Origin of the sequence: Gimesia aquarii, from assembly GCF_007748175.1 — a bacterium.
GTDB classification, from domain to species: Bacteria; Planctomycetota; Planctomycetia; order Planctomycetales; family Planctomycetaceae; genus Gimesia; species Gimesia aquarii_A.
On the sequence record NZ_CP037422.1, the window covers coordinates 5,544,588 to 5,558,540 of the forward strand.

Consider the following 13,953-nt stretch of genomic DNA (forward strand, 5'->3'; position numbering starts at 1 on the left):
TAAATGGAATTAATAGATATTATCATTCCCGTTTATGATGGTCTGAGAGATACCCAGAATTGCTTAATATCCTTAAGTGAGTCGCTAAAACTGAATGACATCCGTTGTAACGTAATTGTCATTAATGATAAAAGTCCAAATCAGGACCTTACTGAGTGGCTAAGATCTTATAGTGCACTGAATCAATTCCAGCTTATTGAAAATGAAACAAATCTCGGATTCGTGGCCACAGTGAATAAAGGAATGGGCTTAAGTAGAAGCAGAGATGTGATCCTACTCAACAGTGATACTGTTGTTGTCAATGATTGGATCGATCGACTGATCGATTGTGCCTACTCTAATCCTAGAGCGGGTACAGTGACACCCGTTTCTAACAATGCCACGATTTGTAGTTTTCCTAAGTTCTGTCAGGAAAACGTGATTCCGAAAATAGGTGTTTCCAAACTTGATAACATATTTTCTTCCGTAAATTACGGATGTAGTGTTGAAATCCCGACAGGAGTCGGTTTCTGTATGCTTATCAAACGAGACTGCCTGAATGAAATTGGATTGTTTAATGAAGAAGCATTTGGTAGAGGGTATGGGGAAGAAAATGATTTTTGTCGCCGTGCGGTAGAAATCGGCTGGGAAAACATTTACTGTCTCGATACTTTTGTTGCTCATGTCGGGAGTGTGAGTTTTTCATCCGATAAAAAGCCTTTAGTTGATAAGGCGATGGTCAAGATAGAAGAATTACATCCCGGTTACCATCAGCGAGTCGAATCACATATTAGAAAAGACCCAGCAAGATTATTCCGAATTCGTGCTTACCTCGATATGTTTCATCAATCAACTGTTCCCAACATTTTATTAGTCAGTCATAACCTGGGTGGTGGTGTTGAGACTCATGTTCAAGAATTGATTCAAATCTACGATGATCTGGCGAACTTTTTAGTGCTTAAATGTAAAGAAGACCAGACTTACGTTTTATCGCTTGGACAGATAGAAGAAGAATTTCATTTTGAAATTCCGAATCAATATGATGAGCTGATTTATCTCTTAAACATCATTGGATTATCGAGAGTCCACTTTCACCATATTATGGGATTGCATCCGATTCTTTGGAGGTTGGCCCAAGACCTTAGCATTTTGATGGACTGTACAGTACACGATTTTTATTTCATCAATAGCAGTCCTACATTAACGGATAAAGAGGGTTTCTTTTGTTCTGATATAGAAACGCGAGATCAATTATGCTCCGAAGTTTACCCTTTACCTAGTGGCTTGAGCCCCGAGGGCTGGCGAGACGCAACCAGGGAGTTTTTAAATCGGTGCAATCGTATTATTTTTCCTTCTCGTAGTGCAGCGGAAATCTTCAAAACGTACTTTCCAGAATATGATGTCACTGTGGCATATCACCCTGATTCAGAAATGGGAAATTTTCCTGAACCCACAGGATGGAAGCCAAACAAAAAAGAATTGAATATTCTAACGCTGGGAGCGATTAGCCGGGAAAAAGGAGCCGACTTGTTAGAGCAGACAGCAAAACTTGCTGAAGAGAATAACCTCTCAATTCATTTTCACTTACTCGGTTACGCCTATCGCCCGTTACATGACAGTGTTTCCGTTTATGGGCCCTACCACTCTGAGAATCTGGCAGAAAAGCTGGCTAATATAAATCCCGATCTGATCTGGTTACCCGCTTTATGGCCTGAGACTTACAGCTACACTTTAAGTGAATCCTTGTTTTCAGGAGTTCCAGTCATAGTACCAGATATTGGTGCTTTTCCAGAGCGAATTGCTGGTAGGCCTTGGGCTCAGGTTTATCCCTGGAAGTCATCACCAGAAAAAATGGTGGAATTATTTTCTATGCTGAAGAGAGAGGGGATCTCTCAGGTATATGAACAAACCAGCAACAAGTTATCAGATAATTTCGATAAATCTTTTTATCGAAATTACTATTTGCCAGAAGTTGTTACCAATGTAAAACCCGCTGCCTATTACATAAGTAACGAATGGATCGACTCATTTTTGGCTCCTAAAACAGGAGAAAATGATCTGTCACAATCTGAAAAAATATTAGTAAAAATGTTCAATTTTAGGGGGACAATGGCTGGCCGCGCACTGAGTCAAATGATTCCGATCCGTTTCCAGAGAAAAATTAAAAAGTGGTTATCACAGAGACCCATACATGAACTTACTAGTTAAAAATAATGATCCAGCTGTTGGAGTGATCATTGTTAACTATAATTCGGGTAACAAGCTTCTGCTCTGTGTAGAATCACTCTTGAGCGTGGAGTCTGAATTACATATTGTTATCGTTGATAATGCATCGACTGACCAAAGTCTCGCTAAATTGAACTCTACTATTTCTAATGACTCGAGAGTTCAACTCATACAAAACCAAGAGAATCTTGGTTTTGCTGTAGCCTGCAATATGGGAGCCCGACTTGCACGAGGCGACTACCTCTTATATTTAAATCCTGATTGTAAGATTCATAAAGAAGCCATATCGAAATTGCTAAACTGCCTCGCAAATGACTCCAAGATTGGTATGGCGGGAGGGCATTTACTGAATAGCGATGGTTCGGAACAGATTGGTGGCCGACGTGCTGTTCCCACTCCCTGGCGCTCATTAGTACGCGTATTTCATCTTTCTTTTCTCTCAAATCGCTATCCACGCCTGTTTTCAGACTTCAATCTACATCTTCAACCGTTGCCCAACCATCCCATTGAAGTGGAAGCCATCTCTGGTGCATGCATGATGGTTTCGCGGACGGCCTATGAAGATGTCGGTGGGCTGGATGAAGGATACTTTCTACATTGCGAAGACTTGGATTGGTGTATGAGTTTTCGGAAGAAGGGCTGGAAGGTGAAGTTTGTACCTGCTGCGAAAATATCACACTTTCAAGGTGCCTGTAGTCGTTCTCGGCGTGTGTTTGTAGAATGGTACAAACATAAAGGGATGATGCGCTTTTATCAGAAGCATTTTCGACATCAATATCCTGGTATTATAATGTGGTTTGTCGTTCTCGGCGTATGGATACGCTTTGGATTGCTCGCATGTTACTTCTCAGTACGGCGTTTTCTGATAAGTGGCAAACAAATGGGCTGATCGACCATATTGGTAACCCATAGATTCGCAAACATGAATCACGGCACGGTTAGTTGATTGTGTTGTATTGACGATACATGACATTCCCTGTTCCTGCATCCAAAGCATTAATGCACTATTCAACCACCGATACCAACCTCTACGTGCTTCGCTCACTGCTACTAAAACCAGTCTTCCCACGCGAATTTCTTGCAGAGAATCTACGTTTACAGCGCCGCAAACAAATGCACCCGGTAGTGCTTCATCAACTGCAGGAACTAACACAATGTCAGTGAGTCCTTTCACACATTGCTCTACATATTCGGCTATAAATTGATCTGCCGTATCTGTCGAGAAAAAAGGATCGGCGTGAAATCGATCAAAGTCATTTCTTGCATGGATGGCCACCTGTCGAAGATTTGGAATATCTATTTCTGATGCCATTCTCACAGGATGATTCTGAACAAGATTAATTTTTTCCGAATAATTATAAAAATAGGTGATCCGCGTTTCAATCAGTCGCATTTTTGCCAATCCGAACGCCTGAAGTACAATAGTATCTTCAGAAGGTACTTCTGAAAACAAATAGTAGGACTGATATTTTTCGTATAACTCTGATTGAAAAGCTAGAATTGTTTCAGCAATTTGTATTTCGGGATTCTCAATATTTGTATCCCAATCAATATAATCTAGCCTGAATGTAGAGCAATTAAAATAACGACTATCCCATTCCAGTTTTTTAAACCAAAGTTGCACGCCGTCACCAAAACATTGCAAATCACCATTTGATTTTGAATGAGCATGTTGGTTTAAAACGGAATCGGTAATCTCCGTTTCATGGCCACGCAAAAAACTCAAAGGAGAGTAATAAAATGCACGCTGCGGAAACGGCGTGAGCTTCGAATTCATAATTCTCTCCTGGAATGATTGAATTCATGTTGCTGCATTACGATATGCAAAGGTCTCGACTTTGTATTTTCATAGGTGCGCCAAGCATAAGAGCCAACAATACCTAGAGCGAATATATTGAATGCACCAAAAAAAATAATCGCAATAATAGTGGCGGTGTAACCTGGAACTTCAATCCAATTCATCATTCGAAATAGGATCACTAACAGTCCAAATAAAGCGGATAAGCCAGAAGTTACCCCACCTACTTGAATTAGTAACCTAATCGGTAGATCAGTAAACGCAAATGTACTGTCCATTAAGTAATGAATCTTTTTACTTAGCGTCCATGCAGACTTTCCGTGTTTTCTCTCCTGGCGTTTGTAGCTGATGAACTTGCGGCGAAACCCGACCCAGAACATTTGAGCGATTAAAGAACTGTGCCTCTCCTCCAGTTGTAGGAGTTGATCTCGAAATTGCTGATTGCATCCGAATATATCAACGCCACCTGGAGGGACTTCCGGCACTACAAAACGTCGATATAAGCCCCAGAAAATGCTGGAAGGCAATTTTGTTAAAAAAGGATCGTTACGCGCCTCACGGACGGCAATGACAACATCGAAAGTATTCTTAGCTAATTCAGACCACATCTGCAAAACCAGTTCTGGTGGTTCTTGGAGATCCGCCGCCATGACTGCAAAATACTCGCCGATTCCCGCTTGCAGACCAGCACGTATGGCAGAGAATGAACCGAAATTGCGTGATAACAAAATCAATTGAGAAGAAAATTGATAACTTTTAAGTTCTTTCAAAAGTATTTCATAACAACGATCTGGACTGCCATCAATCACAAAAACCACTTCGAGATCATGTGGCATGTTCTTGTGCAGAGAAGCCAATGCAGCTAACAGATCCGGAATATTACTCTCATTTTTATATACGGGAATGATGAGAGAGTATGTGGGATTTGCCAATTTATTATTCCTTTGTGATTACTGAAATTTTCGTCTGGAAAATCTGCCTGATGAAGTCCAGCTCTGCACGAGTGATTCCGGTATAGCAGGGTAAAGAAAAGATTTCTTTAGTGGCTTGATTCGAATGTTTTAGTTCAAGCGAACGATATGATTTTGCATTCATCGATATTTGATCTATGTCCAGGATTGGATAGTGAATATCCGTGGCAATTCCGTTCTCATTAAGTGTCTTGCATATTTCCTCACGATTTTTGTGCCGGACCACAAACAGGTGGCTGACATGATCGTCATTAGGAGTTGTAACAACATCAACAATTCCTCGGCATGTTTCGTGGAGATGAGTGCATATAGAACGCCGTTTTTGATTATAGGCGTCAAGTTGCTTTAACTTGACACGAAGAATGGCAGCGTGAATTTCATCAAGACGACTATTTTGACCATCGGAGACTGTACTGCAATATTTTGAAATCCACCCATACTGTCGTAAACTTTGACATCGCTCAGCTAATTTTTCACAAGATGTCGTGATCGCTCCCCCATCCCCAAGCGCACCTAAGTTCTTGGTGGGATAAAAACTGAAAGTGGCAATATCACCCAGTGAACCAACCTTTTCCCCCTCGGAAGTCGCACCATGTGCCTGTGCACAATCTTCAAGAATTTTAACCTCTGTATGCCCGGCGGCATCTAATAATGCTCTTAGTTTTTTTATGTCGACAACTTGCCCATAGAGATGTGTGGCAATCACACATTTTGTTTTAGGCGAAATAGCTGATGGAACCAGGTCAACGTTCAATAAGAGACGATGTTTATCGACATCAATGTAAACTGGCGTTGCCCCTACCAGATTACACGCGGTTGTGGAATAACCTCCTGCATTTGCCACTGTGATGACTTCGTCGTTCTTGACAATACCTAAGGCACGGAGTGCGATTACCAGTGCATCCGTCCCATTGCCGACGGTGTAACAGTATTTAGTGTTACAGTACTCAGCAAACTCCTCTTCAAAAGTGGTGACATTATTTCCCAGGATATAAATACCACTTTTGAGCACATTTTTGATGGCAGCGTCGATTTCAAGAGAAAGCTCATCGTTTTCTCTCTTAGGTTGATTAAAGAGAATTTTCATTTGGTTTATACATCTCTAATTTTATGATCTGATAGATTCCGGGTATATTTCCGGGATCAAATCTTAAAGACTCTTCCAGAAGCTGAACTGGAACAGAAAACAGAAGATTATTAACACCCTTATATAGCTTAACTTGAATCTGGTTGGAACCTGTGTAATCGGTTTCACCAGGATAGCGATAAAACAAAAACATCGTAGTGTCCTGGGGCGCATCAAGAACGATGCGCATCAGCACACGATCCACGTTTAATGGTTTGATTTGCGGCAATATGATTTGTGTGCCAGGCGTTGATGCATTGAGAACGATCTGATCACCTTCGATTTTGTATGTTGCATTGAGAAACTGTGCTTCACTCAAATTATCGTTCAACTGGAATACACGCTCTCTCTTGTCCTTATCAACCCAAGAGTCTTCGTCAAGAATTCTAATTCCACCTTTACCTGGATTGTATATAATTCGACAAAGTGCACAGGGGAGGGTACCGGCACAAAGAGGAACCAGTTGCGAATTGGTGTAGTTGCCGAGCTTCACAATCGACACTCCATTCTTGAGAGCAACTGAACCGGCTTGTGGCCAGATGGGCATCGTATCAGCAAACTGCATAATTGATCTTTGTTGCTCTAAAGTCGCTGGTTCGTATTCGTCAATTCCCATCGATCGCATCAGTGACAATACTCTATGAACGTTGCCTTGATCCCAATTATAAAATGAGGCGCCTATGGTTTGTCTCTCTACAATCAATGAATACTTGGGGCGGGATATGTTTCCCACTAATGCATAAACACGTTTACTATTGGTTTTATTTTCCTGCCCGTAATCAAGTTCATCCAACCGATTTAAAATTCGCATGCTTAGCGCACGGTCTGCCTGCCATGAAATATAATCAGCGAAAGCAAATCGATTATTGATTGTTATAAATTGAAATGTTGTTGCACAGACAAGCAGAATAATTAAAAATCTCAGAACAATTGAGGAGGCGGAGAGTGAAAGAAAAACGAACCCACTTAATACCAAGGGAACTGCCAGCAAGGCTCTGGTTGGCATAACTCCAGCACTGATAAGATTTAGGGAAAAAGGAGTCGCCAAAATTAATAGCACTATCAGGAGTCCCAATAATTTAGTGGATAGAGGTTGCTTTGTTTTAAGAACTTGAAATATCAGTGATAATAAAGTGGTAAAAAACAGCAAAAGGAGAGATAGTATATTTTGATCGTAAATATCATTTTTTCCCAGATAGTGATTCTTCATTGAATAAAGTGTCTGTTTGAAAGTCTGTAACAAATAATCCAGACTCAAATTATATTTGACGAATCCATCAATGTAATCATTCGAGTTCAATTTAAGTGCGAGACGAAAACCTTTCGAAATCAAATAATAGAATACCAGACCAGAAACCAATAACCCGATAAATGAAATGAATGTCTTTAGTATTTCTTTGAATGTGACTTTTGATTCGAAAATCAATCGAAGTGCTGAAAAGCAAAATAGAACTAAGATCCAGGGGAGAAAGGCCTGATAGATTCCTATCGAAAATGCGATTAATATCGCTGGAACAAACCATCTGCTCATTCCTCGGCGAAAGGTAAATAAATAAATCGCCAGAGCGCCCGCTAAGAACCCAATCCCAATCCCGAAGTTCAATGTATTGAAGCTGTAAACGTAATATAATGTTGGGCAAGCTATAAACAGAGGGGCAGCCCAAAAATCATTGATTGTCCTGTTGGAAGAAAATAATCGTACAACTATTGAAAAAGCCAACGCTGAACAGACCAGCGTGAAGAAAAGAGGAGCGAAGGGGACGATCGGATTAATTGGGTATAAATAGCTGAGTAAATACATTGACCAACGCCCCTGCCTTACCCATTCATTATTCAATATGGGGCCCGATCGCTCAGCATAAAATTCTTCATCTACCGTCAATGTAAAATTAAACAACTCATAAGCAAATGACGTGAAACAGAGAATTAAAAGATAGCTCAACCAGTAGCGTTCTTTTTTAATCCAACGAATTATATCAGTCTGAGTTTGAGACAAGCGATCGTCTAACTTCTCCATATCATCGCCCCTGTGATTTCTTATTACTGTTAAAATGTCTTGCAAATTGCTTTTCGTTTTCAGTGGCTAATTAATACTGAGGCTCATTAATTTGTGTTGCAAGTAACATTTGATTTCGCTTTTCAATTTAATCCAGGTACTAAAAACGGGTTTACGTGCAACCAGGACGCTGTCCATCCAAAGTTCGCTTCCATCATCGTATCCCTGTGATTCCCAATGTGTCTCGACTTTCAAGACCTCCAACTGTGCAAACTTGGCCATGGCTGTGAATCCATCAGGATAGAATCTCCAGCAGTCCACCGGATATTTGTGTTCATACCCTCCCGCGGGCGCGATGATACAGCAAATTCCACCTGGTTTTAATACTCGAAATACTTCAAGTATAGTGATCCAGAAATATTCAATATGTTCAAATGCCTGTCCAGAAACTAATACATCGACAGAGTTACTTTTGACCTCCCTCCACGAATACGGTTTTTTGAATACAAGATCGACTCCATTTCCCGGTTCCATATCTGTTCCAATATAGTTCCAGTTGGGGGAATCTAAGATGCTCCTGTAAGTTCCATTGACATCCATGGAACCAATATCTAGGACTTGAAGTGTTTGATCTCGCTTCGATGCTAAAAATTCATCGTGAAAAGATTGCATATTTGCTAGTGAGCTGGCGTGCATGATAGATCCTATTTTTTGTTTATATTATTAAGCTGGATGTCGAGCATAGGAATTCCTAAAAGCCCATGCACTATGCTGCTTGCTTCAGATTTGAATATGATCGCGTCATGAATCCAAACATGTTGGATATGATCTGTGTGAGTTCCATCTGCCATTGCGACTGAGATCGAATAGTCCCCTACAGGTAATAAAGGGAAACGAAATATAAATTTCGTAAAAAATTGATCATCAGTGGTGACAGAAAGGGCTTTAGTAAAATAGGTGTTGTCACCAAAAATGGTTTGGCCTAGACGGTCTTTAACAAAAAAACCTACGATTAGTGATCCCAGATTTTCTTTAGCCTTTGCTGTGACAAGTAAACTTGCCACTTCCCCTCCGACAACCCAGGATAATTTTTCTCCCGACTCGTTGCAGAGAGAAATATCAGTAATCTCTACCCCCCCTGCACCAAAGCTTTCCGCGTCCGGGTCAAATTGAAAAAGTTTGATATCATTGCGATATTGTGTCGAATTGATAAATGCGAGCCGACCGTCAACAAATTCTTGACTACTGTCTTTTTTTAATTTCATTTCAGTATTCATAGAACTGAGACTGGGGTTATTTTGTACGTTCTGTTGAGCTGCATATAGTCCTTCAAAATACTTTTCGCATACGGTTTTGGCGTCAGCGGCAATTCTTACTTTTCCTGTGTCCAACCAGACAGCGCGTTCACACAGGTTTGTGATAGCAGAATTGTCATGGCTGACAAACAGTAGTGTTCCGTGTTTCATAAATGTACGCAAAAACCGCATACATTTCTGGGTAAAGAACGCATCGCCGACTGATAGCGCTTCATCAATGATTAAAATATCTGCATCAACATGAGCAATTACAGCAAAGGCCAACCTGACATACATCCCACTGGAGTAGGTTTTGACTGGCTGGTCAATGAAATCGCCAATTTCTGCAAAGGCTGCGATTTTATCAAAACGATCTTCAATTTCTGCTTTTGTTAATCCCAGAATCGCCCCGTTCATAAATACGTTTTCACGACCGGTAAATTCAGGGTTAAATCCAGAACCAAGTTCTAGCAAGGCCGCGATTCGACCATTGATGTTCACGGTTCCGAAAGTGGGACTCATGGTTCCACAAATGATTTGGAGCAGAGTTGATTTACCGGCACCGTTACGGCCAATAATTCCAACGGTCTCTCCTTTCTTTATTTCCAGCGAGATGTCTTCTAATGCTTTAAACTCTTTATAAAATTGTTTTTTACCACGAAACAGTCCTTGCATCAGCCGGTGATGAGGTTTTTCATAGATCTGGAAATATTTACAGACTCCTTCCAGCTTAATCGCAATATCGTTTTTAAGTGAATTCCCATCAGAGGACATCAGCAAATCCCCTGCGCGTTTTTTGGAATGATGAAAAGCCCAACCAAGCGACAAACAAGCTGATGATGAGGGAGAGGAGCAATCCCTCCCAGTTGGGTACTTGCCCCCACATCAAGACGGCCCTTGACTGTTCAATGATGAATGTAAGGGGATTGGCATAAAGATACGGCTGAAAACGTTCTGGGATATTTGAGATGGGGTAGAAAACAGGGGACATGAATAATAAAACGGTGGTAAAGACACTTGTAACTTGTCCCACGTCTCTCAGGTAAACTCCTAAAGCAGCCAAAAACCAGGTGAGCCCCAGCGTGAAAAAAATAAGAGGTGCAAAAATGAACGGCAGAAACAGGGCAGTCCATTGGAATGTTTGATTGACTGCAATAAAGAACAGTCCCCATACGAACAGACTGACTAATGTATGAAACAAAGTCGCCCCCATGGCGACCCAGGGTAAAATTTCCAGAGGAAACACTACTTTTTTCACATAGTTGACGTTGTTAAGTATCAGGCTGGGGGCTCGATTTACGCTCTCTGCCAGTAAGCCATGTACAATCATGCCAATGAAGAGTGCCAGGGCAAATTCAGATTTACTGTCAGAACCAGTTTGCCAGCGTGCTTTAAACGCGATACTGAATACGAATGTGTAAACAGCCAGCATGATTAAAGGGTTAAAGAAAGACCAGGTCAGTCCCAAGGTGGAACCTTTATATCTTCCAATGACATCGCGCTTGGTCATTTGCCAGATCAGTTGACGGTTCTTTATTAAACTATGAACCATTTCTATGGGGTTCATTGATAATAAGGAATTTGGATTGATGACATCCCCTCCTTGTAATGTCCTAATTGCATGATCGAGGCTGGTATGGCACTCCTGTGCGTCAGCCTTGTTTGTCTTGGGACTTGTTTATTCTGAAAAAGATAGTAAACAGAATGTGTTCTTTAAAGCAGTAGTGTGCTATTACTATCGTTATTTACTCTTCAAATTAGTAATCTCGAATGAGGGCCGAACGCTATTCATAAGAAAGTCCCTCCATTACCTTGAGCAAGTATTGGCCATAATTCGTTTTGCTGAGTAGTTCAGCTTGTTGTGCCATCTGTGCCTTTGTGATCCATCCTGCCTGATAGGCGATTTCTTCTAAACAGGCAATTTTCAGTCCCTGGCGTTTTTCAATCGTTTGGAAAAAGTGACTCGCATCTTGTAAGCTTTCATGTGTCCCGGTATCAAACCAGGCATGCCCTCGCCCTAATAGTTCGACATTTAAGTTTCCCCGCTGTAAATAGGCATTATTCACCGACGTAATTTCCAGTTCACCGCGAGCAGAGGGTTTCACATTCTTCGCGATTTCAACGACATCATTATCATAAAAATAGAGCCCTGTGACGGCATAATTCGACTTTGGAACTTTAGGTTTCTCTTCGATGGAAATCGCACGTTTTTGGCTATCAAACTCGACGACTCCAAAACGCTCCGGATCATGCACTTGGTAACCAAATACAGTCGCCCCAGAGTCACGTTTAGAGGCCGTCAGTAAACTGTCGGTTAATCCATGGCCATAGAATATGTTGTCACCTAAAATGAGGCAAACTGGATCACTGCCAATGAACTCTTCTCCAATCAGTAAAGCTTGTGCGAGACCATCTGGTGAAGGCTGAGCAGCATATTTAAACTGCATGCCCCACTGCGCTCCATCTTCTAAGAGATCTTGAAACATGGGTAGATCATGAGGTGTGGAAATGATTAGTGTCTCTTTAATTCCTGCTAACATCAGAGATGAAAGAGGATAAAAAATCATTGGTTTGTCATAAATGGGGAGTAACTGTTTTGAAATTACCTTTGTAACAGGATGGAGTCGAGTACCAGACCCTCCCGCCAAAATAATACCTTTTCTTGACATCATCTTCCCTAGAATACCTTGAGTGAGAGTACTACCAATTTGCGCAAACGCTTCACCAGCTTCTCTTAAACTTATTTTGATTTAAGACTCGTATTTTGACTCGGCTCAAATGGTGACCAATCTTGATAAACGTACTGATCATAAGCATTTAGTATTGAATTACACAAAATAAAGCAACAGGTTTTTAGGTATTTAGCAAAGAAATTTGCTCAGGTGTCGATATTGGCCTCATCTTGTCCGTCGAATCCAGCAATGGCTTTACTTTTTCCGGGTTTTGGGGGTTGGAAAAGGCCTGTTAAGCATCATTGATTCGAATGAATTATTAAGTCTTCATTAGGTCTGGGAGAGGTTTTTTGAGTGGATGCGGGATTAAAGAATACAGATGCATAACGGCAGGCCGAAGTTTCCTAGGATTAAAGGTGTTAAAAACTTTGTTCTTAAGCTCGTTCTCATCAGAATGATATCTTGCGCGGTTATCCAGTTCTTGGTGGCCCCAGAAAATCCTAGCGGCAAAAATGTTGACCATGGGCCTGGTGAGGAATTTCACCTCAGCTATCGGAAGGGGCCGTTCTTAAACGGCTTAAAGGTCGGGATGACAAGATTTGAACTTGCGACCTCTGCGTCCCGAACGCAGCACTCTACCAGGCTGAGCTACATCCCGTTGAGGTTCTATTCTATCAGGGGGGGATGTCGGGTCAACGCATTGGTTGTAATTCAGAGTGTCAGATCTCTCAGTAGAAACCTAATAAGGTTGTACAACCGGTGGTGTTCCAGCCGTTGATGGTGCGGTGGGAAAGTGTGCTGGATCGACATTAACTGGTTCGGGTGAATTTGCAACAGTGGGCGGTCCTAGCTGAACTGGTTGACCTGCAATACCAGGGGCAACCAGCACCGGTTGTAATGCCATTGTTTCACCGGGTAGTGCCTGCGCCTGGCTCATGTGTGAAGGGCTCGTCATGGCGACTGTTCCCGAAGTCATGCTGCTATAGGTGGGCAGGGGGTAAGCATTACTTGCTTGAGCAGTACGAGATTGATAACGAAATCTACTGCCATTGCCAAGGGGGCCATGTGACCAACCTTTGGCTGCAATGCGATTGGTTCCGGTTGATGTTGAATACGGTTTTTTGATCGAAGCGATACGTGCCTGCACCTGTGGTTGATACCATTCGGAGTGCATTGATTGTTGGTACATTGCCAGGGCCTCTTCAGAGCGTCCTGTCTGTTGATAAAGCTGACCTAGATGTGCAAGTACTTTGGGATGGTTTGGATCGGCATTTGACGCAGCCTTTAATGATTGTTCTGCACCGCTTAAGTCACCGGACTGCTGTTGCAACCATGCCATTTCCAAGTGGGATTCAGCAATATAGGGTTGGGTGTCTCTCCAGGAGGTAACATGCTGTATTGCCTCTTGCTGACGTCCCTGGCTGATCATTAATTCTGCTAACCCGTGATGCGAAGGTTGATGGGAAGGATCTATCATTAACGCATTTTTATAGGTTTGTTCTGCTCCTGCCAGATCGCCTTCTTTTTGCATGGTGACAGCGAGATTATGGACATAATCCGGATTCCCCGGATTGTCTGCGATCGCACGACTGAAAGCAGCTCGCGCATTTGCATAGTCGCCACGTTGATAATAGCCATTTCCCATTTCGTTACTGGCGACTCCGTGCATAGAGTTGCATCCGGAAAGTGTTAACGTTCCCAATGAGAACGAAATGACCAAGTTACTAATAAATAGAAATTTTATCCGGGTTGAGTGCATCGTGCACATCTCCATCGTTTGTAAGTATGAACAAGAATCAATGGCTGATTCCAGTTTCATTCTGTCGGGAAAACGTTTTGGATAGGGGCTTGATATTTGCGATTTCAGCTGTGTGTGATGATATGACTATG

11 protein-coding genes and 1 tRNA gene are annotated in these 13,953 nt (G+C 41.9%); 2 read left to right on the forward strand and 10 right to left on the reverse strand.

Annotated features, from left to right (window positions below):
• The first annotated feature begins 3 nt into the window (after positions 1-3).
• Together V202x_RS21030 and V202x_RS21035 are read left to right on the forward strand one after the other, a co-directional pair.
• Complete coding sequence (locus V202x_RS21030) at positions 4-2,187, forward strand: glycosyltransferase (protein ID WP_145178818.1); 2,184 nt, start codon at positions 4-6, stop codon at positions 2,185-2,187.
• Positions 2,171-3,094 carry a glycosyltransferase family 2 protein gene (locus V202x_RS21035; protein WP_145178819.1) on the forward strand — a complete coding sequence of 308 codons (924 nt, stop codon included), beginning with the start codon at positions 2,171-2,173 and terminating at the stop codon, positions 3,092-3,094. Before V202x_RS21030 ends, V202x_RS21035 begins: the two co-directional genes overlap by 17 nt.
• On the opposite strand, the gene V202x_RS21040 is transcribed toward V202x_RS21035, so the two are convergent.
• The 10 genes from V202x_RS21040 to V202x_RS21085 form a co-directional block, all read right to left on the reverse strand.
• On the reverse strand, positions 3,053-3,982 hold the full coding sequence (locus V202x_RS21040; RefSeq protein ID WP_145178820.1) for a hypothetical protein: 930 nt from the start codon (positions 3,980-3,982) through the stop codon (positions 3,053-3,055). The two genes, V202x_RS21035 and V202x_RS21040, sit on opposite strands and share 42 nt — an antisense overlap.
• Positions 3,979-4,935, reverse strand: coding sequence for a glycosyltransferase family 2 protein (locus V202x_RS21045; RefSeq protein WP_145178821.1), 957 nt, complete (start codon positions 4,933-4,935; stop codon positions 3,979-3,981). Before V202x_RS21045 ends, V202x_RS21040 begins: the two co-directional genes overlap by 4 nt.
• 4 nt (positions 4,936-4,939) lie before the next feature.
• Positions 4,940-6,061: a DegT/DnrJ/EryC1/StrS family aminotransferase gene (locus tag V202x_RS21050; protein WP_145178822.1), complete on the reverse strand. Its 1,122-nt coding sequence runs from the start codon at positions 6,059-6,061 to the stop codon at positions 4,940-4,942.
• The gene (locus V202x_RS28015; protein WP_145178823.1) at positions 6,045-8,117 is read right to left on the reverse strand and encodes a glucosyltransferase domain-containing protein; all 2,073 of its coding nucleotides are present in this window, start codon (positions 8,115-8,117) and stop codon (positions 6,045-6,047) included. Before V202x_RS28015 ends, V202x_RS21050 begins: the two co-directional genes overlap by 17 nt.
• A gap of 66 nt (positions 8,118-8,183) precedes the next feature.
• The gene (locus tag V202x_RS21060; RefSeq protein WP_145178824.1) at positions 8,184-8,792 is read right to left on the reverse strand and encodes a methyltransferase domain-containing protein; all 609 of its coding nucleotides are present in this window, start codon (positions 8,790-8,792) and stop codon (positions 8,184-8,186) included.
• 8 nt (positions 8,793-8,800) lie between these two features.
• Positions 8,801-10,165, reverse strand: a complete 1,365-nt coding sequence (locus V202x_RS21065) for an ABC transporter ATP-binding protein (RefSeq protein ID WP_145178825.1) — start codon at positions 10,163-10,165, stop codon at positions 8,801-8,803.
• Positions 10,155-10,943, reverse strand: a complete 789-nt coding sequence (locus V202x_RS21070) for an ABC transporter permease (RefSeq protein ID WP_145178826.1) — start codon at positions 10,941-10,943, stop codon at positions 10,155-10,157. The genes V202x_RS21065 and V202x_RS21070 overlap by 11 nt, the downstream gene beginning before the upstream one ends.
• 232 nt (positions 10,944-11,175) lie before the next feature.
• Positions 11,176-12,060: a glucose-1-phosphate thymidylyltransferase RfbA gene (rfbA, locus tag V202x_RS21075; protein WP_145180711.1), complete on the reverse strand. Its 885-nt coding sequence runs from the start codon at positions 12,058-12,060 to the stop codon at positions 11,176-11,178.
• A 587-nt stretch (positions 12,061-12,647) separates the two neighbouring features.
• Positions 12,648-12,721, reverse strand: a tRNA-Pro gene (locus tag V202x_RS21080).
• Between the two features lie 81 nt (positions 12,722-12,802).
• Positions 12,803-13,822 carry a tetratricopeptide repeat protein gene (locus V202x_RS21085; protein ID WP_197993017.1) on the reverse strand — a complete coding sequence of 340 codons (1,020 nt, stop codon included), beginning with the start codon at positions 13,820-13,822 and terminating at the stop codon, positions 12,803-12,805.
• Between the last annotated feature and the right edge of the window lie 131 nt (positions 13,823-13,953).